This is a genomic window from Paenibacillus dokdonensis (genome assembly GCF_004916975.1).
In the GTDB taxonomy this organism is placed as follows: domain Bacteria; phylum Bacillota; class Bacilli; order Paenibacillales; family Paenibacillaceae; genus Paenibacillus_AQ; species Paenibacillus_AQ dokdonensis.
Genome location: NZ_STGQ01000001.1, coordinates 3,464,625 through 3,484,044 on the forward strand (window position 1 = coordinate 3,464,625; position 19,420 = coordinate 3,484,044).

The 19,420-nt window shown below is 48.9% G+C and carries 17 protein-coding genes; 4 read left to right on the forward strand and 13 right to left on the reverse strand.

Features of this window, described 5'->3' with window-relative positions:
* Window positions 1-22: 22 nt before the first annotated feature.
* The 7 genes from E6W40_RS16030 to E6W40_RS16060 form a co-directional block, all read right to left on the reverse strand.
* A complete protein-coding gene (locus E6W40_RS16030) occupies window positions 23-943 on the reverse strand; it encodes a hypothetical protein (RefSeq protein WP_136606373.1) in 921 nt (306 codons plus the stop codon).
* A gap of 19 nt (window positions 944-962) precedes the next feature.
* Complete coding sequence (locus tag E6W40_RS16035) at window positions 963-2,324, reverse strand: nucleotide sugar dehydrogenase (protein ID WP_136606374.1); 1,362 nt, start codon at window positions 2,322-2,324, stop codon at window positions 963-965.
* A gap of 55 nt (window positions 2,325-2,379) precedes the next feature.
* Window positions 2,380-3,186 carry a response regulator gene (locus tag E6W40_RS16040; RefSeq protein WP_136606375.1) on the reverse strand — a complete coding sequence of 269 codons (807 nt, stop codon included), beginning with the start codon at window positions 3,184-3,186 and terminating at the stop codon, window positions 2,380-2,382.
* Window positions 3,187-3,237: 51 nt separating this feature from the next.
* Window positions 3,238-4,605, reverse strand: coding sequence for a glycosyltransferase family 2 protein (locus tag E6W40_RS16045; protein ID WP_211147014.1), 1,368 nt, complete (start codon window positions 4,603-4,605; stop codon window positions 3,238-3,240).
* A 43-nt stretch (window positions 4,606-4,648) separates the two neighbouring features.
* Window positions 4,649-5,845 carry a HEAT repeat domain-containing protein gene (locus E6W40_RS16050; RefSeq protein ID WP_136606376.1) on the reverse strand — a complete coding sequence of 399 codons (1,197 nt, stop codon included), beginning with the start codon at window positions 5,843-5,845 and terminating at the stop codon, window positions 4,649-4,651.
* A 158-nt stretch (window positions 5,846-6,003) separates the two neighbouring features.
* Entirely contained in the window at window positions 6,004-8,214 is a 2,211-nt protein-coding gene (locus E6W40_RS16055) for a hypothetical protein (RefSeq protein ID WP_136606377.1), read from the reverse strand.
* Window positions 8,215-8,861: 647 nt separating this feature from the next.
* Window positions 8,862-10,055 (reverse strand): transposase, encoded by a 1,194-nt coding sequence (locus tag E6W40_RS16060; RefSeq protein WP_136606927.1) that lies wholly within the window; start codon window positions 10,053-10,055, stop codon window positions 8,862-8,864.
* Window positions 10,056-10,335: 280 nt separating this feature from the next.
* Here E6W40_RS16060 and E6W40_RS16065 point away from each other — a divergent pair, with 280 nt between their 5' ends.
* The 3 genes from E6W40_RS16065 to E6W40_RS16075 all read left to right on the forward strand — a co-directional run bounded on the left by E6W40_RS16065 (window position 10,336) and on the right by E6W40_RS16075 (window position 12,697).
* On the forward strand, window positions 10,336-11,580 hold the full coding sequence (locus E6W40_RS16065; protein ID WP_136606378.1) for a DNA polymerase IV: 1,245 nt from the start codon (window positions 10,336-10,338) through the stop codon (window positions 11,578-11,580).
* A complete protein-coding gene (locus E6W40_RS16070) occupies window positions 11,577-11,927 on the forward strand; it encodes a YolD-like family protein (RefSeq protein WP_136606379.1) in 351 nt (116 codons plus the stop codon). Before E6W40_RS16065 ends, E6W40_RS16070 begins: the two co-directional genes overlap by 4 nt.
* Before the next feature lie 92 nt (window positions 11,928-12,019).
* Entirely contained in the window at window positions 12,020-12,697 is a 678-nt protein-coding gene (locus E6W40_RS16075) for an SOS response-associated peptidase (RefSeq protein WP_136606380.1), read from the forward strand.
* A gap of 102 nt (window positions 12,698-12,799) precedes the next feature.
* On the opposite strand, the gene E6W40_RS16080 is transcribed toward E6W40_RS16075, so the two are convergent.
* The 5 genes from E6W40_RS16080 to E6W40_RS16100 all read right to left on the reverse strand — a co-directional run bounded on the left by E6W40_RS16080 (window position 12,800) and on the right by E6W40_RS16100 (window position 18,621).
* Entirely contained in the window at window positions 12,800-13,192 is a 393-nt protein-coding gene (locus E6W40_RS16080; protein WP_136606381.1) for a cupredoxin domain-containing protein, read from the reverse strand.
* A 285-nt stretch (window positions 13,193-13,477) separates the two neighbouring features.
* A complete protein-coding gene (locus tag E6W40_RS16085; protein WP_136607032.1) occupies window positions 13,478-13,765 on the reverse strand; it encodes a stage VI sporulation protein F in 288 nt (95 codons plus the stop codon).
* Between the two features lie 66 nt (window positions 13,766-13,831).
* On the reverse strand, window positions 13,832-15,883 hold the full coding sequence (gene recG / locus E6W40_RS16090) for an ATP-dependent DNA helicase RecG (RefSeq protein WP_136606382.1): 2,052 nt from the start codon (window positions 15,881-15,883) through the stop codon (window positions 13,832-13,834).
* 14 nt (window positions 15,884-15,897) lie between these two features.
* Window positions 15,898-16,755, reverse strand: coding sequence for a DegV family protein (locus tag E6W40_RS16095; RefSeq protein ID WP_136606383.1), 858 nt, complete (start codon window positions 16,753-16,755; stop codon window positions 15,898-15,900).
* Window positions 16,756-16,815: 60 nt separating this feature from the next.
* On the reverse strand, window positions 16,816-18,621 hold the full coding sequence (locus E6W40_RS16100) for a DAK2 domain-containing protein (RefSeq protein ID WP_136606384.1): 1,806 nt from the start codon (window positions 18,619-18,621) through the stop codon (window positions 16,816-16,818).
* 286 nt (window positions 18,622-18,907) lie between these two features.
* Here E6W40_RS16100 and rpmB point away from each other — a divergent pair, with 286 nt between their 5' ends.
* On the forward strand, window positions 18,908-19,096 hold the full coding sequence (gene rpmB, locus E6W40_RS16105; protein WP_136606385.1) for a 50S ribosomal protein L28: 189 nt from the start codon (window positions 18,908-18,910) through the stop codon (window positions 19,094-19,096).
* 201 nt (window positions 19,097-19,297) lie between these two features.
* Here the strand turns inward: rpmB and spoVM are convergent, their stop codons facing one another.
* A complete protein-coding gene (spoVM, locus tag E6W40_RS16110; protein ID WP_034273235.1) occupies window positions 19,298-19,378 on the reverse strand; it encodes a stage V sporulation protein SpoVM in 81 nt (26 codons plus the stop codon).
* Window positions 19,379-19,420 lie beyond the last annotated feature (42 nt).

Sequence of the window (19,420 nt, forward strand, 5' to 3'; positions counted from 1 at the left end):
GCCTTTGCCATTTGTCCTGATGTCAGTTTCTCATGCTGCTTTGCTCCTGCTTCGGATCTGCCGAAGCTATCTTTTCATGCCAGGCTTCATAGTGATGCACTGCCAGTCCCGCAAAGGAAGAATAGGAATCGCTGAGTCGGTATACCTGCTTCATCTCTTCCTCCATAACGGGAAGTGATTTGCCGAAGAAGCTCACATGATCTCCTTCCTTCGTATCTCCCAGTTCCATGCCGATCCAGACGGATTTCCCGAGCTGGTCAGCCTCATTCAGCATTTCCTTGGACAAATCGACCATTTTTTGACCACTGTCACGGTATGACATGACGGCCAAAGCATCGAACCGGCCCAGCATCCAGCGGCTCAAATTACCGCTTCCGCCAGCCGCTTCAACTTTTCCCAGCCAGAACGGCACAGCAGCGCTCATATAGAGCCCGCCATTTCGGCCTTTGTCCGTCCATTCTTCCATATTGCGGCTCCATTCATTTACCACGCTGGTCTGGTCACGCTCCCACCGCTTCAGCTGATAGGGTTCGACATCAAGCTGAATTCCAGCAAAGCGTTCCTCCGGCGATGCCTTACGGTTATAATCAAGAACCCAGTCCATAAATTGATCCGCTTCCTTCTGCTGTTCCTGATACGCCCATTGCGGCTTTCCATCCAGTGCGTGGACTGAAATATCCTCATGATGGGCTGCGCTGATGAATTTCCTGTACTGCTCCGCTTCCACATTTTTTTGTATCTGCAGAAAAATAACGTTAACTTCCTGCTCCTTGCAGAAGTCAAGAACCTTTCCCGGATTTTCAATCAATGAGGCATCCCACAGCCAGGTCGCTTTTTGTTCATCCATGGAAGATGATTTAAACAGGAAGGGCAGGAGCAGCAGGCAGCAGACAACCAGGACGATGCTAGGTTTCGCTTTTGCTTTTGCCAATAACACTCCCATCCTTCCCCTCCTTTTGGTTTTATACAATCAATGCCATGTTTGGCTCTTCAATATGCTGAACCGAATGTCCGATTTTATAAATATGCGGCTCGTTAAAGCTGCTGAACGCATTACGTGTATCCAAAATCGGTACGCCCATGGCTGCGATCTCGCCGTAATCCAGTCCACTGTGGTTTGTGGTCAGAACAATGCAATCATAGGTCTTGAACTTCGCCAGATCATAGGCTACGCTGTGAACGGTCTCCCCATGCTTGTCACGGAAGCTGACAGCATGCGGATCATAGTATTCTACATTGGCTCCGTTCTCTTTGTACAGTTCATATACCTCTAGTGCCGGAGACTCGCGCAAATCGCTGATGTCTGGTTTATATGCCATACCCAGCACCAGAATGGATGATTTTTTGATGGACTTGGCATATTCATTCAAAATGGTGGATGTTTTGTTAATCACATAATACGGCATATTGTCATTGGTGGACTGCGCCAGCTCAATAAATTTACTGTAGAACCGGAAGCCCTTGGCTTTCCAGGAAAGATACATCGGATCCAGCGGGATGCAATGTCCGCCGATTCCCGGACCTGGGTAGAACGGCATGAAGCCAAACGGCTTCGTCGCAGCCGCATCAATGACTTCCCAGATATCGATGCCCATGCGGTCGCACATCATTGCCATTTCGTTAATGAACGCGATGTTGACACTGCGGAATGTATTTTCAAGCAATTTGGACATTTCAGCAACCTTTGGTGATGTGACCGGTACGACCTTTTCCACATATTTCGAATAGAGCGCGGTACCGAGTGTCAGGCAGGCCTGCGTTGTTCCCCCGATAACTTTAGGGGTATTGAATGTATTGAAGCGTACATTGGAAGGATCGACGCGTTCAGGCGAGAAGCAAAGGAAGAAATCCTCGCCTACCCGGAAACCAAGCTCCTCGATTTTTTCCTGGATCAATTCCTCAGTGGTTCCTGGATACGTGGTGCTTTCCAGCGTGATGAGAATTCCTTTTTTCATATGCAGCTTAATCTGATCAACCACGCTTGTAATATAGGAAGTGTCCGGATCCTGGTTCTCGCTGAGCGGAGTCGGAACACAGATACTGAGTGCATCAATGACAGTAATCATGCTGTAATCCGTTGTTGGTTTGAAGCGGCCGCTGGCCACACATGCCTTGAGCTCTTCCGAAGAGATGTCGGTAATATACGATTCCCCATGGTAGATTTGTTCGATTTTGGACGGATCCACGTCAATCCCGATGACTGTAAATCCCTGCTTGACCATTTCGACAGCAAGTGGAAGTCCGACATAGCCCAGACCTACAACACCCAATACAGCTTTCTTATTCTCAATTCCACTCAACAGTTGTTCATATTCCTGATTCACTAGCTTCAACCTCCATATGATGTAGTTTGGTTATGCGCTTAAAGCGGATGATTATTTAGTGAAAACACCGGTGTATTCGGGCATCCAGCTCGACCGGAGAAAAAGGTTTGGTTACATAGTCGTCAACGCCGTTTTTAAAGCACTGGCTAATGGTTCGCTCCACCCGTTGTTCGGTCAGAACGACAATTTTAGGCGTATTCTCTACCGGCAGCTGCTGGATTTGGTGAATAAAGGGCAATCCGTCAATGCCGTACAGATTAAGCTCTGTCAGCACCAGATCCGGCTCCCATTTCTCAATCAGTTCCAGAGCCGATGTGCCGTCAAGCGCCTCGAGGGTTTCAAATCCCTGCATTTTGAGGCGAATGGTCAAGAACTCGCGGATGGTATCGTCATTATCGACTATAAGAATGCGTCCAGGCTCCTGGATGGCTTCTTCTTTGGTGAAAATATGAATGTCCGATGATGTGCTGAGCCTGGTTGACTCGGACATCTGCTTTAGTACCCCCGGCGTTGGATCAACTTGTCCCGGAAAAACGGTCAATGTGATCCGCGGGTCAGCGTCCTCCATGGTTTCCTGTAGATACTGCTTGAGCAGCAGCGCCTGGTAATGGGTCGCATCGAGTGTGAATCCCGGCAGCAGAATCGCAAGTGTCTGCGTGGAGCTGTCTTTCAGCACTTCAATTTCCAACCCGGATTCATGCTGCAGAAAGTCGCGCACCCGGCTCTCCAGCTGTGGAGGATTGCCGCTGCAGTACAGAAACATGATTCCGCAAAGCTCCCGTGAGGTCTCCTTAAGACGTTCTCCGAGATTGTGATACACGTCGGTTTTCTGTTCGCGCTGCAATGTTACGGATTGGGGCATTATCAATTCCCACCTTTCAAAGAATTAGTTATGAATAATGAATCACGCCGGTTAGGCAGTCTTGCTTTCTTCCTTCCAGCTTTGTCTTGTCATCGCTCCCCAGGAATTGTTTTTCCGGAGATACTGAATATGGCCTTGTACACGCCATATAACGCCAAGTTGATGGTAGCCAGCGAATTTGAGGGCGGAGAAGAGCAGCATTTTCCATAGATCGGAAAGTTTCTTGAACCTGCGGAAAGCAATCTCCTCCAAAATAATGGCACCCACACTCAGCAGATAGCCGCTCAGGAAGTTCAGAAGAAAGAAAGTAAGCAGTATGCGCCAATGCGTCATATCCAAAAGCGTATATCCTATCAGAGCCAACAGGCCCGTGATTCTAAAATAAGGGTTAAATGTTTCAAACAAAACGTTGTACGGCATCGTGATCATGCCCATGACCTTATACTTTGGATTAAATAGCATCCCGCGGTTCTCGATCATGTTCTTGAGATTTCCCCGGCCCCAGCGCATCCGCTGGTTGGAGATGATTTTGTAAGAATCAGGAGCCTGGGTCCAGCAAACCGCCTCGGGACAAAAGGCTACTTTATACGGCAGCTTATGGCTTAGCATATACCGGTGGAGCTTGATAATAATGTTCATGTCCTCACCGGGATAACCGCCCCGGTAACCGCCGACGGCAATGACATAGTCCTTGCGGAACAGCCCGAAGGCTCCAGAGACGATAACAAGACCATTTATATGACTCCAGCCAATCCGTCCGCCTAGAAATGCTTTTAAGTATTCGATAGACTGAAACATCGGCCATATTTTCCGCGGCAGCGAAACTTTTTTTACCGCACCATTCTCGATCAGGCAGCCGTTCGCTATGCGGACATCGCCGCCGATGGCCACCATCTCCTCCGGATTTTCCATATACATGCGGGCCATTCGGATCAGTGCATCCTTCTCCAGAAGCGAATCCGCATCAATGGAAGATATCAACGGATAATGTGAAAAGTTGATGCCGGCATTCAGCGAATCCGCCTTGCCTCCATTTACTTTATCTATAATAAACAGCTGTGGATAATCGGGATTGTGATAAATGCCTCTCATGTCATTCGTCTCGATGGTCCCCCTGATTTCCGGATTGGACATCTTCTCAAGCTTGAATTCCGAGATTAGAACTGACAGCGTCTCGTCGCTTGAGCCGTCATTGATCACGATAACCTCGTAATTCGGATAATTCAGTGTCATCAGGCAGTACACATTCTCGATAATCGTCAGCTCTTCATTATAGGCCGGAACCAGCAGTGATACCGATGGCACCAGCTCGGAGCCAGAAAGCGTATTATAGCTGGAATACTTGGATCTTCTGAAAATCGTTGAGATGTTACGGTATGACAATCCCATAATCGCAAAATACAGAATATTAACGATCATGACATAATAAATCGCAACCATGCCGTAAACAAGTAATGTTTCTCTAAGCAGTGTAATCCCCTCCTACTGCAGCTACGCCAGTCACTCGTCTAATCGGCTGTTTCACTCCGAAATAACGGTCGTGAATAAGCCGATTTTTGTTGTAGGCCACCATTTGTTCAATTGCGCTGTGCTCCTCTACCTTCTCCATTACAAGCTCAATGCGCTGCAATGCGGCCTCGCGCTGGATTCCTGCTCCGCTGAGCGCGGCCTGGCACAGGGCTTCAAATCCAGCTTCGCCAAGTGCTGCCAAGCTCTCGGCACTGTTATGCCGCACCCTCCAGTTTGCATCCTGAAGTGACTTGACCAGAAGCGGTATGCTCCCTGCAGCATGCAGTGGACCTAGCGCTTTGGCAGCTGCAGCCCGAACCTCCCAGTCGCGGTCGCTCATCAGCTGGACAATGGTCTCATCCTTAAGCGCAGGGTTCGAGCTGAGATACAGCTTGACCGCCTCGGCGCGTACATCCTTCTCTTCGGAGCCAACCAGTCTTCCCAGAACAGGCATAACTTCGGGAACAGCCTGTCCCCACATGGCTACCAGCCCAACCTTGACGAGAGCCGGATCCGAATCATCCAGCAGCTTCATCAGAATGCTGCTCGCATCCAGCCCTGTTTCCAGCATAATATCCGCTGCCAAATGATGGATGGGCTTGCCGTGAGACAGTAAGCTCCTCAGCATTGTAAGGACATCCTCGGCGTTTTCTGCACTCTTGGCAATGGAACGTGCTATAACAATGGAAAGCGAGGTGTATTTGCCTTTCTGCAGCATCTGCAGCAGCGCTGGCACAGCTTCTTCGGCACGCATGCCCCCGAGACGATAAGCCGCCTCAAGTCGGCGTCCAAAGCGGAAGCTGCTCAGTCCTTTCAGATCAGCTTCCACGAATCCCGCGTCTCTGCAGAGCTGGATGAGATGTGTACGGTATTCCCCTTTAAACTGCTCAATCCATTCCATGTATTTATCCTGAATTACCTTGCGCTCTAGCGGCTTCAGCTTACCCGGGGGCAGCCGTAGCGCCCCCTTATCCTCAATATGAGCCTGGATATACATAAAGTAATCATGATGTTTTTGCTCATACATTTCTCTGCGCTTCTGTTCTTTGTTATGTGAGATTTTCATCTGAAACAGAAGTACAACTCCCAAGCCAATCAATCCGAGGCATACATAGATAAATATATATGCGACCATTAAATGCGAGAACATGTTGCAGTTTCCTCCTTTCAGTCTTTTTGCGATAATCCAATGCCAGTGCTCATTGGACGATTGCAAAATTCTACTTCGAATGAATTCTTCCTATCCTAAATGGCAAGAAAAGTTTCCGCTAACCGCGGTCTGTATATTTGGAAAGTCTTTTTGTTATTTCATTCGATATGGCTGTACAGATCTTTCATCTTGTAATAGCTTTGCTTCAGCTGCTCGCTGTAATGAACCGTGTCCCACGGCTTCCACGTATAGGGGGGAATATCGTTGACGTCCATTGTATTCGCCGTCCCTCCAGGCCAGCTTACCGTGCTTCCATTCTCGACAACCCAAGGGATAAGGCGGATGCCATCCGTTTTGACGCTGCTGAATGCCCGGCCTTCCTTGAGCGGACTGTAATCGATAACCTGAAGTGAGCTCGGATCGGAAAAGCCCAGAAGCATCCAAGGAATGCGCATCTCTATCACATTACCGTTGTACTGCCAAGAAGTTAGAGAGTCAAACTGGGCCTTGCTGCGGTCCGTTGTCCCCCTTTTCAAAGTTCCTACTGTTTTATCGATAAACGGATGTGCGAAGCGCGTATCCGGCGGATTCATCTGTAGGCTGATCGCCAGCTTCCACGGATGGAATGGTGTATCCTGCCCTTTTGTCGTCTCCGGCAGCATCCAATAGCCGTCCTTGCCGTACAGCCTTGTATGAAAATCATAGTCAGCCGCAATCTCTACCTGTGTTTCCTTGTCTTTTCCGATTTCGATCAGCGCTTCAGGCGCTCCTCCTTCCAGCTTTTTGCCTGGAAGCTGTAATGCGGAAGGCTCATTCCCGCCCGCAATCGTATCAGCACCGATATACAGCTTGGAGGTCTTCGGATCAAAGTTTTTATCCAACTGGATTCCCAGGTAAAGGTACCCCTCATCATGCGTAATCCTCATATCCTGAATGCCTGGGACTTTTCCTTGCCAGTGTTTGACTTCGTTCTGTGCCAGACCATCCCAATCGTTCAGCTTGCCATCGATCGTAATCTGCTTTTCCTTACCCGGAAACATACCAAGAACCCCAAATAACTTCTCGTTGGTCAGCACATTAATCCAATTGGCACGGCGGTCGGCCGGTATTTCAAACGGCATGGTATTCCAAGTTTTTTTAAACCATTCATCCTGCCACATAAACAAAATGGCTCCCGCATAACCTTCGTCATAAATATCCTGGGTGAGCGAAGCATCGATTTCTCCCTGCTCCTGCTCGTTATGCCCGCCCTGATCCCTGCCGCCGGCACCAAAGTGGGAAACCCCTACAGAAGATGGCACCCCATATTCGGTGACCATGATCGGCATGTCCTTGAACTTGGCCTTCAGCTGCCGCAGATAAACTTTGTAGGTATTGAAGTCACCCTGCTTATCTTTGATCGTCTGCAGCGTGGAATCCGTCCGGAAAAAATCCGGGTAATAGGGATACACATGATATGCGGCGAAATATCCGCCTTTCCAGCCCGTCGGCTGGACATGTCTGGCATCCACACTCACCATATCCTCTTCAAACAGCGGTTCTCCCGGATGGCTGAGCACATCGGTGGTGACCCAGTTTGTAAATGTCACGGGATGCTCCCATCCGTAGTGCTTCTCCTGCTGTGCAGTGTAGTCAAGCAATCCTGCGAGCCAGCTTTCAAAAGGAGAGGCATCCTGGGTACCCGAGAAATATTCACCCTTGTACACCGGAACGTTGCTGTGTTTCTTATTGGTGTTCTTGACCATCTCCGGATCCCATTCGGTCCCTACATGCCAAGCCATCAAATACTTGCCTGCATTTGCTGTGTATTCTCCGCTGGATGCTCCCTGCTTCTGCGGCACGTCGACATCACCATATACCGCAGCCACTGCCTTCTTTATTTCAGCTTTGAACTGCTTGCTGATATCTTCCGCATAGGCATCCTGACGTTCTATCAACTCTTCCTCCGGGGACCAGATGCCCTGCATGAAATACAAAGGATCGTCGCCTTTATCCTTGTTGTATTTCACAAGCGCCGAGTAAAACACGGGCTGATGCACGGTGTAGACACGGATGACGTTTGCCCCCATTTCATCGATCTGCTTGAACCAGCGCAGGTAATCCTCTTCGGTAGCCGGAAGCTCTCCCGGAAAATGTCCGGGAACCGTAGCACCCAGGTTCACGCCTTTTACAAATATTTCCTTCCAGTTCCCATCCTTGTCATATCGCATAAAACGGTCGCTCTGGGTCTTAAATGTGAATTTAGTTCCATCCTGATCTTTGTATGCCGTCACCGACGAGCTGTTCACCGTAAATCCGGCAACAACTCCTCCGGCAATGAGAACGACGGCTGCTGTGATCCAGATGAATAGTGTTCTACGTTTGATCATCGCCTGAAAGTTCTCACCTCTATTTTGCTTGGCCTCTCCTTGGCCAGGCATTCTCGTTTTTTGTCATAACTTAATTTTTAACGAAGATTAGCAATCTGTAAACTAGGCTGCTGGAAGGATTTTTCAGAACCTGGCGACCTATCCCGCTGATGTTAAGAAACAAAAAAACGGCAGTGGCCAAACTTCAGCACTGACGTCTGCATGGATAGTTAAGCAGCGGTATCTTCCCTTGGCCGAAGCGACAACTGGTTATGTATACGTCGAAAAATTGCTAAAGTTGTGGTCGTTTTAACATCTTTATCCATAAAGATTACAAAATTGATACTATAGTCCGATAAAGCAGCAGCGAAAAACCGCGTCCCTACAGCGTTTTTCGAAAATCACATTTTTCAAAAAATAAGGAGAGAGTCCCGGACGGGACAAACAGTCCCGGATGTGTATCAAATGGATATATATGGATAAAATTGGCATGACTATCCGGGTACTATTAAAGTAGGCCCCCGTTGGTTTCCGCTCCTTTATAACTGAGCATTTTGCATAATTCCGTTTTTGTTAGAAAGGCAGCAAAATCTAATTGCATCCGGGGAATTGTAGTGGCTCAATTCTAAAAATGGGCAGACCTGCAGAATTTCAGCGTTTGCAAATTTTTAAGCTGCGTTTTGGTTCTTTCTAGTGGTAGCAGAAAGAGCGGATACAAGCAGGACGATGGCATTCAGATACTGGTGAGTCGTTACTTTCTGAATGCCCCAGACATGCATGTCATCTGCAGTAAGATAGGTTTTCATTCTGGAGTTGCATCGTTCCACGCTGGTACGTTCGTTGTAAAGCTCCTTCCAGCGTTTGGTATCCCGATGCGGGCTGCTAGATCGCCGAAGATCGTCCTTTGCATCTACTTTGACGACCATGCCATAGTTGGAAGGCGAACAGGCGGACATTCCTAACGGGCAATCAACTTTACCCGTGGCGTGAGGACATCGGAACTTCAAGTAATCACCGTCAGCACCCCAATAAGTCATCGCGAATCCCATCGAGCAACAAGGCGTTCCGTTTGATGTCATCCCAGCAGGAGGTTCTTTCTCTCCTCGGGGGTTGAGGGGAATAATGGCTTGCGCCTTCACGTTTCGAGCGGCTTCGTAAACTTTCATTTGGTCGTAGCCCGCATCGAGCATAAAGAATCGCGCCTTTGTTTTGACAGCCGCCTTTTCAATCAAACCCGGTGCCATTTCCCCGTCATTGACATGCGCTGGCGTGACTTCCAGTGCGAGCGGCAATTCGCTTTTTGTATCCACAGCCAAATGGAGCTTGTAACCGAACCAAGTCACCTTGTTTCCGAAGGAGTCAAATTTCGCACCCCAATTCGCATTGCCGGTCTGCTCGCTTTTTCGTTTGGGCTGCTTCTTTTCGAAAGCATGGATGGCGGCGCTATCGATTGCAACGTGGCTGCCATCAATAATGCCGTCTTGCTGACAGCGTTTGACCAGATCTTCGAAGAGTTGCTTAGCCAGGTTTTTCTTAGTCAGCTCGCTGAAGACTCGGCTTAACGTCGAGATGGAAGGGACTTCGCGATCTAGCGGAAGTCCACACTGATAGCGAAATCGAAGATCGGTATCCAAACGATGATGCAAGCCCGTAAAAGTTTGAATATGCTCAAGTGGTGCGGCTAAGAGTGCACGTAAAATCCCTTCTCTACAATGACCATCAGCACCTCGGGGTGAACAACTTCTCAGTTGTTTGGCGTAAGGACGAAGATCCAAGACGCCAAAGAAGATTGGCAATCGATCTTTTGAATTCATTTTTAGCATATCTTCAAAGGAAAATAGACTTTCTTGTAGAATATACAAGGTGACTTCCTCCGTTCTTGGGGTTTTTGGTTTGGTCACCGAAAAACTTCTCCAAGTTGGGGTGAAGTCCCTTTTTTATGCTTAGAAATCCTTGTGTATCAAGGGATCAAGTTTATGCAAAACACTCAACTAGGAATATGGTTGATGATCTCAGAAATTCAAACCGCGGATAAGCCTTCTTTGCAAATAATTCCGGTTGAAAATAGAATATTTCTCCGTTATGCTAATAATAATAAGAACATGTGTTCCTGCAATTGTGAAATGATAAGGAGCGAGTCCCATGGTCAAGGCAAAAAACCGTGTCATTATGCTGGCTGACTGCCAGTCCTTTTATGCCAGCGTCGAGAAGGCTGCCCATCCCGAATATGAGGGCAAGCCTTTAGTCGTATCCGGGGATCCGGCCCGCCGCTCAGGCATCATTCTTGCCGCATGCCCGCTTGCCAAGAAATTTGGGGTGACAACGGCCGAGCGCCTCGGGGATGCGCTGCGCAAATGCCCACATCTGATTGTCGTCCGCCCGCGGATGGCGGAATATATCCGTGTATCTCTGCATATCACGGAAATTCTGCAATCTTTCACGGATCTTGTGGAGCCTTACAGCATTGATGAACAGCATCTGGATGTCACCGGCAGTCTCGGATTGTTTGGCAGCCCGGATGAAATCGCACGCCGGATCCAGCATCGGGTAATGTATGAAACCGGCATTTATGTGCGGGTAGGAATCAGCGATTGCAAGGTTCTCAGTAAAATGGCCTGCGATATTTTTGCCAAAAAGAACAAGGAAGGCATCTACACACTGAAGCGTGAGGAGCTGGCCAAAGACCTGTGGGAAAAGCCAGTGCATGAAATGTTCATGGTCGGCTCGCGGATGACCCGCCACTTATTCAAGATGGGGATTCACACCATCGGAGATCTGGCGCAAACGCCGCTGCCTCGGCTGACTGAGCGCTGGGGCGTGAACGGCGAGGTGCTGTGGCGCATTGCCCGCGGCATGGATTCTTCCCCTGTCACACCTCATAGCCAGCTCCAGCAGCAAAAGGGCGTAGGACATCAAATGACACTTCCACGTGACTATACAGACTGGAAAGAACTTCGGGTCGTGCTGCTGGAGTTATGCGAGCAGGTCGGCCGGCGCTGCCGGGAAAAGGGACTGATGGGCTTCGTCGTCAGTGTAGGTTGTCAAGGGGCAGACTATGATCGCCCCACCGGCTTTTCCAGACAAATGAAGCTTTCTGACCCCACCAATATAACCGATGAAATTTACAGCGCGGCCTGCCTTTTGTTTCATCGGCACTGGAACGGACTTCCGGTCCGTAAAATCGGCATCTCCTTATCCGATCTCAGCGCAGATTCCCTCGTTCAGCTGACGCTGTTCGGAGACCGTGACCGGAAGCGGGAGCTGGAGCGGGCCACAGACGGTATCAAGCGCAAGTTTGGCGAAACCGCCATTCTCCGCGCTTCCTCGCTTCAGGATTCCGGCCAAGCGCAGGAACGCTCTCTTCGAATTGGAGGCCACTATAAATGAGCAAAAAATTGCAAGGAAACGGGTTGTTTGAATCATCGCGGATGATGCTGCCCGAGCACCGGGAAGCATACATCCAGCATCAGCAGCATCTGGTACACCGCCATCCGCCGCTCATTGATCCTCAGGCCGAGGAGGAAATGACCAGAGTGATGGCGGCAGCATGGTACAGCGGTTCACCGGTTACGATCACACTGTTTGACGAACCCGCAGATATACAGCTTACGGGGCATGTGCTCCGGATCGACGCCTCCCGGCGGCAGATCCGGTGGGACGGAAATGATGGCGAAGGTCCTGAATGGATCCGCCTGGATCAAATCATCGGCGCAGTGGCGGAAAGCGAAATATAGCGGTACACTGGATATAATAAGGCTGCTCCGTCTTCTGTGCTTTAGGAGCATTAGAAAAGTACCGGCAGCCAGCCAAGGAGGGCCGATGCCGCATGTGTGGGCGTTTTACACTGATTGTATCGCTGGAGGAACTTATGCTGCGGTATGAGCTGGATCCAGGACATTCCGTACCCTATCATCGTCCGCAATATAATATTGCGCCGACGCAGATGGTTCTATCCATTATCCATGACGGAAGCCGTCTCCGGCTTGGTGAGCTGAAATGGGGATTGGTGCCTTCCTGGGCCAAAGACAGCACCATGGGCAGCCGTATGATCAATGCACGGAGCGAAACCCTGATTGAAAAGCCGGCCTACAGGCTGCCCTTCGAACGGAAAAGATGCCTCATTCCAGCAGATGGATTTTATGAATGGCAAAAGACAGGTAACGGAAAGCGACCCTACCGGATCAAGCTGAAAAGCAGCGAGCTGTTCAGTATGGCGGGACTGTATGATATTTGGGTCCGAGAGGATGGAAGCAAGCTTGCGACCTGTACCGTCATCACGACCCAACCGAATTCCCTGATGGAGCCGATTCATGACCGAATGCCTGTTATCCTTCGTCCAGAGGACGAGCTGCGCTGGATCGAACGGGGAGCCGTAAATACAGAGGAACTGCAAGAGCTTCTAATCCCATATCCCGCCGGTGAAATGGAAGCTTATCCGGTAAGCAGTACGGTGAATTCGGTTAAGAATGATTCTCCGCTTTGTATTGAAAAGAGCTCGTTTTAGTTGTATCCTACATCTAAAAATGCAACGCAAAATACCGCCTGATGGCCTCAATGGAGGTTATAGGCGGTATTTTACTGTCCTTACGTGTGATAACTTAAATGCTTATTCTACAATGATTTTACCCACCATGTTGTCATGACCGGCACCGCACATAACGGAGCAATGGAATTCATGTTCCCCAGCTGCATCCGCTGTGAATTCAGCGGAACCATCCTTTTGCAGGTTTACCTTGAAGTCTGGAATTTCCAAACCATGTGCGCCTTCTTTATTGACAAGCGTAATTTTAACCTTGTCGCCTTTTTTAACTTTAATCTCGGCAGGTTCAAACTGGAAATTCGTTGCTGTAACTTTAATTTCCTGAGTTCCCCCGGCACCCGTGCTAGTACCGCCGGAAGAAGCCGAATTATTCGTAGTGTTGTTGTTGGTCTTGCTTCCGCAAGCGCTCAGCGCAAATACCAATAGCAATGTTAACCCCAGTGTCATCCATTTCTTCATGCGTAAGACCTCCAGTAAAGTAATTATGAATGTAACACGTATTACTTAAACCAGTTTACATAATGTTAATCAGATCTCTTCCGGCTATCTCGATTCAGCTCGTCATTCATGGGCAGCTGCCGGCTCCTGAAAAACGGCTTCCTTTCACCTGTCTTATTTTTGACCGAGAAAGCGCGAACTATGCAAGGTGAAGGCCTTCTGTATAAAAAAAAGACCTTTAAGGAGATACCGCAGCGGTATCCTCCCTAAAGATCCCATCCATTTTTCCATTATTCATTCGTACGATCAACGGAACATGCCCCAAAGCTTGATTAAATGAAATGTATTATTCGGATCAATCTTCTGAGCCACCACAAAGCGCACGATCTGCTGTTCCTCGGCTTGTGATAAATTCTCCTTCAATACTCCCGTCGCTGATTTGACCAGGCGCTGAACCTTTGCTGGATCCTGAAGATCATACTTGCTGACACCTTCGATGATTCCTTTGATCCGTTCCTTGGTCGCAGGATTTTTCATTTTTTGCTTGATTCTTGCCACTAGTGCAGGACTGATTCCATACTGCTGATAACCCAAAACATTGGCACCTCCCGTCAAATTCCAATTCAACTAAGTATATGACGGGGTGCCTGTCCCAAGTGCCTAATCTACCAAATCTCCCTGAAAAATCTGTTCCTGCTGAAGATATTCCCTCAGGGCAGCAAATGCTGGTGAAGTCCAGAAAATACGATCCCCCACCAGTTGTGACGCATCATCCCGCGCCTTCTCCAGAACTTCAAAATCGCTGACCATATCCGCAAGCCGAAACTCCGGCAGCCCGCTTTGCTTCGTCCCGAAGAAATCACCCGGACCTCTAAGATCCAAATCCCGGCGCGACACCTCGAAGCCATCGTCAGTCTCCGTCATGACATTCATGCGTTCCTGTCCAACTTCAGACTTTGGATCGGCAATGAGTATACAGTAGGAAGCATGCTGCCCCCGGCCGACCCGGCCGCGCAGCTGATGCAGCTGGGACAGGCCGAATCGGTCAGCATCCATGATGATCATCAGCGTCGCATTGGGCACATCCACACCGACCTCTATAACGGTAGTAGACACCAGCAGTTGAACTTCATTTTCATTAAAGGAGCGCATTACTTCTTCCTTCTCGGCCGGCGTCATCCGGCCATGCAGCAAACCAACCCGATATTTCGGAAAAGCCTGCTGCATCTGAATATGAAGGTCAATCGCGTTTTGTACATCCAGCTTCTCGGATTCCTCGATCAAAGGACAAATGAGATAGGCCTGTCTTCCCTGGTCAATCTCTTTGGAAATGAAACCGAGCACACGGTCCATCATGTCATGCTTGACCCAGTACGTCGTAATCGGAATCCGCCCTTTTGGACGTTCTGATAACGTCGAAACATCCATATCCCCGAAAGCTGTAATCGCCAGCGTCCGCGGAATCGGAGTAGCCGTCATAGTCAGTACATCCGGATTATAGCCCTTCCGCCGCAAAATGCTGCGTTGATTAACACCGAAGCGATGCTGTTCATCCGTAACAACCAGACCCAGTTGGCGGAAGAAAACATCCTCCTGAATCAATGCATGTGTTCCCACCACAATATCGGTCATACCCATTTGCAGCGAACCCAGCAGATCTTTCCTTTTCCGCCCGTTTACGCTGCCTGTCAAAAGACCCACAGAGATACCAAACGGTTCAAACAGCTTTTGCAAGGAACGCATATGCTGCTCGGCCAGGATTTCTGTAGGAACCATCAGAGCTCCCTGGAACCCGGAACGAACCGCGCCATACAGAGCGATCGCCGCAATCACGGTTTTCCCTGAGCCTACATCGCCCTGCAGCAGCCGGTTCATACAGTAAGGAGAACGCATATCCTGCAAAATTTCCAGTTCTACTTTTTTTTGTGCATCCGTCAATTCAAAGGGGAGGCTCCGTACAAACTCCCGCATCGTCTTGTTGTCCACGGTATGCACAATCCCATCCATCCGGCTGCGGTTAAGCGCTCGGTAAGCCTGCATTTTTAGCTGGAACAAAAACAATTCCTCATAAACCATCCGTTCCCGCCCCTGTGATCCTTCGCGAGTATCCTGGGGCTGGTGGATTGTAGCAATCGCCTGCTTGCGCGGCATAAAATGATACTTTTGCATAATCTGTTGCGGCAGAATCTCCGGGATCATCTCCCCGTATTGGGTAAGTGCCTGTCCCATCGTCTTCCGCATCCAAGACTGCGTTATTTTGCCTCCGACGGAGTAGACAGGCTGCAGCGTACCGCTGCGCCAGGCTCCCTGATCCGGAAATTCCGATTCAGACACGGTCAGCTGCATTCTCCGCTGATCCCATTTGCCCACCAGCACAATCTCTCTGCCGCTTGTCAACTGATCACGCAGGAAGTGCCTGTTGAACCAAGTCGCCGTAAACATCCACTGCTCTGCCATCATCTTACAGGACAATCTCGATTTCCGCCCGAAACGCTGCAGTACGGGAATGCCCATGATTTTGGCTTGTATCGTTATTTTATCTCCGTCTTTGACTTCACTAAGTGTACGCAGACGATAATCTTCATATCGAAAAGGGTAATACTCCAGCAGCTCTTTCACCGTAGAGATGCCAAAGGCGTGAAGCTCTCCTTCTTTGAGAGCACTCACGCCGCGCACCTGCCGGATTGAAATTTGATCCAAACTAAGACTCATTTCCATCCCTCATTTTAAGCTGGCCATATAAATACGGCCAAAGTCCCGGGTCCGACATGGGTTCCGACAACCGGACCGACATTGGTGAGCACGACTTCACCCAGGCTGTAACGCCGGGAAAGCTCTTCCAATACCGGATCGGCTGAAGCCGGGTCTGCCGTATGGCCTACTGCCACATTAATGTTTTGAATCCCGCCCAGATCCTCCTGAAAACGTTCAATCATGCGTGCTATTGCCTTTTTGCGGCCTCTAACCTTTTCCACTGCATATATAATGCCTTCTTCATCGATGGACAGGATCGGCTTAATGCTCAACAGGTTACCGATGATGGCAGCCGCTTTGCCGATTCGCCCTCCTTTTTGCAAATACTCCAAAGTATCTACGAGAAAATAGAGCTTGCGCTGCTGACGCATTTTTTCTACGGATGAGAGGATCTCATCCACGCTTTGGCCTTCGGCGGCAAGCCGGGCTGCATGGACAACCAGCAGACCAAAACCGTAGGAGGCTGATTTGGAATCTACCACCGTAATTTCCGGGGGATCCTCCATCAGTGATTTGGCCAGGACCGCCGATTGGTATGTGCCGCTCAGTCCCGACGAAATATGAAGTGAGATAATCGGGCTGCCGGGATGCTGAGTCATAATATTCTCATAGACTTGCATATAATCGGCAGGGGAAGCCTGCGACGTGGTAGGCAGCTGCTCCGACTGAACAAGCCTTTTGTAGAACGCTTCAGCTGAGATATCCACGCCATCTTGAAAAGTTTCTTCACCAAACATCAGGCGAAGCGGTACGACATGAATATCATACTTGCTGACCAGCTCTTCAGGTATGTCAGAGGTGCTGTCCGTCACAATTACCGCATGGGTCATGCGAGTGGCCTCCTTTAACTGATTTAACTATATTAGTTCAATTTAAATTTTCAATATGAACTAGGACTCTACAGAGAAAATATAATAATAAACTGGCTGTCCGCCTTGATGCACTTCCACTTCAGCATTCGGATAATTCTCGCCGAGCCAGTCTGCGAGCTCAGCCGTCATCTCAGACTGTGTCTCTTCACCAGCGAGGACCGTGACGATTTCATCTCCGCTCACAAGCATTTTCGACAAAAGCTCCTGGCATGCACCCAAAAGCCCTTCAGCCGCAGTAACAATCTTCGAGTTCTCGATGCCGATATACTGACCGGCTTTAATATCGAGATTATCAATCTGGGTATCGCGTACCGAATAAGTCACCTGTCCGGACTTGATCCGCACAACAGCGTCCATCATATTTTGCGTATTGATGTCCTGGATCTCCTCTTCGGAGAAGGCAAAAGCGGCAGCGATGCCTTGCGGAATGCTCTTGCTCGGAATAACAGTTACACTGCGTTCGCCTTCAAGCAGTTCTGCAGCCTGCTGAGCAGCCAGCACAATGTTGGAGTTATTCGGTAAAATATATACATGCTGTGCCGAAATCGATCCGATGGCATTGACAAAATCCTCGGTACTCGGATTCATGGTCTGTCCGCCGGACAGCACTGCATCCACGCCGAGACTTTTGAAAATATCCGCGATGCCCTGACCGGAAGCCACCGCGATAAAGCCATACGGTGCCAGTTCGTCCGCCGGAGGCGTAGCCGGAGCTTGCTCCCACGAATGAGCTACAGGATCGACTGGAATTTCAGCAAAGAGCTCGGGCATTGGAGCAATATCCAGACCGGTAGTTAAAAGATCCCGATGCTGTTCACGCATATTCAAAATATGAATTTGTGTAATTTCACCATAACGAAGCGCAAGATTCAGCACCTCTCCCGGAGCTTTGGAGTGGACATGCACTTTGATCAGTTCATCATCGGCAATAATAATAATGGAATCACCATTAATTGATAGCGCTTTCCTGAAAAGATCCTCATCAAAATGCGCCTCAGTAACGCCACCAAGCTGTCGGTTAATAAAAAATTCCATATCGTACAAAAATTCGATATCTTCTGTTTCAATTTTGGATTGGGCAAGCTCAGAGCGGTTTGCAAATACAGAAGCAGCGGGTCCCGTTACAGCAGCAGACGCCGTCTCCTGATCATTTACCTCGTATGCTTGTCTTGCGGCTGGCTGAGCCACATAATCAGGCGAGCTCAGCGCTCCTTGCAGGTAGCGAAGGAAGCCTTCATAAATGTAGACAAGTCCCTGCCCCCCTGAATCAACTACACCTACCTGCTTTAGAACAGGCAGCATATCAGGAGTCTGAGAGAGTGTTTCCTGCGCCTTAAGCAGAACCTGCTCCATCAATTCGATAATATCATTTGTCCGACGGGCATAAAAAACCGCATGCTTGGCAGCCTCTTTTGCCACTGTCAAAATCGTGCCTTCAACCGGCTTTACAACAGCTTTATATGCAGCATCCACACCTGTTTGCAGGGCAGCGGCAAACTGCATCGCATTCAGCTCGCTGTACGGTGCAGCATAACGTCCAAACCCGCGGAACAGCTGTGATGTGATTACACCGGAATTTCCGCGTGCCCCCATCAGCAGTCCTTTGGACAACACACCCGCACTGTGTCCGATCGATTCGGAATTATTTCTTTTTAACTCAGTTACACCTGCACTCATCGTCAAGTTCATATTAGTCCCTGTGTCACCATCAGGCACCGGGAACACATTTAAGGAATTGACATGTTCTGCATGCTGCTGCAATTTTTCAGCTCCGGCCAATACCATGGCGGTAAAATCTGTCCCATTCAAAGAACGCTTACTCAATGATAAATCCCCTTCCTAGCTTGATCCCTAAGCCACTGGCGTTCTTATACATACGTATCATTCACGTTTTCGTTTCGCCATTTGCGTTCTAAAATCGTATTTTGCTCTATCCTTATATTAAACATATAAACACCCCATGATAATCCAGTATGGGCTATTCATCATTGTACTATAAGAAGCATGAGAAATAAATGTTTTTGCACGATGGTTGACGAAGCATTTTTTGCTGTGATATTATATACAAGTATTGTTTTATGCAGGTGTTTGGAACAAGGAGGTGTAATCTATGTCTCGCCAATGTTATGTGACTGGCAAGAAGCCAGGTAGCGGTAACCACGTATCCCACGCTAACAACCGTAACCGTCGTTCTTGGGGTGTGAACGTGCAAAAAGTTCGTATTCTTGTTGACGGCAAACCAAAGCGCGTTTATGTGAGCACTCGTGCGCTCAAAGCAGGTAAAGTTACCCGCGTATAATAGAAACAAACTTGTATCGTTTTACTTACACAGTAGAAAGACCGCTTCATGCGGGAGATTATTTCTTAAGTATAGCATATAAGCAAAAAGCACCTTGTTTGCAGCAGGTGCTTTTTTTAATGCCTTTGTTCCTGTTCGGTGGGGTTTCATGCCGCCTGCGTCAGAGGTTTATTGCACTAAGCGGCATACCATAAGGAGTCTTCAGCTTTTATGAAATGTGTTTAAAATAGCTTTTACGAATCCTCCCAAAAACTTTGGCAGCTTAAATGTGTAAAATTTCATATTCCATTCCACCCTCCCCATCATTCTCATGTCATCACGTAT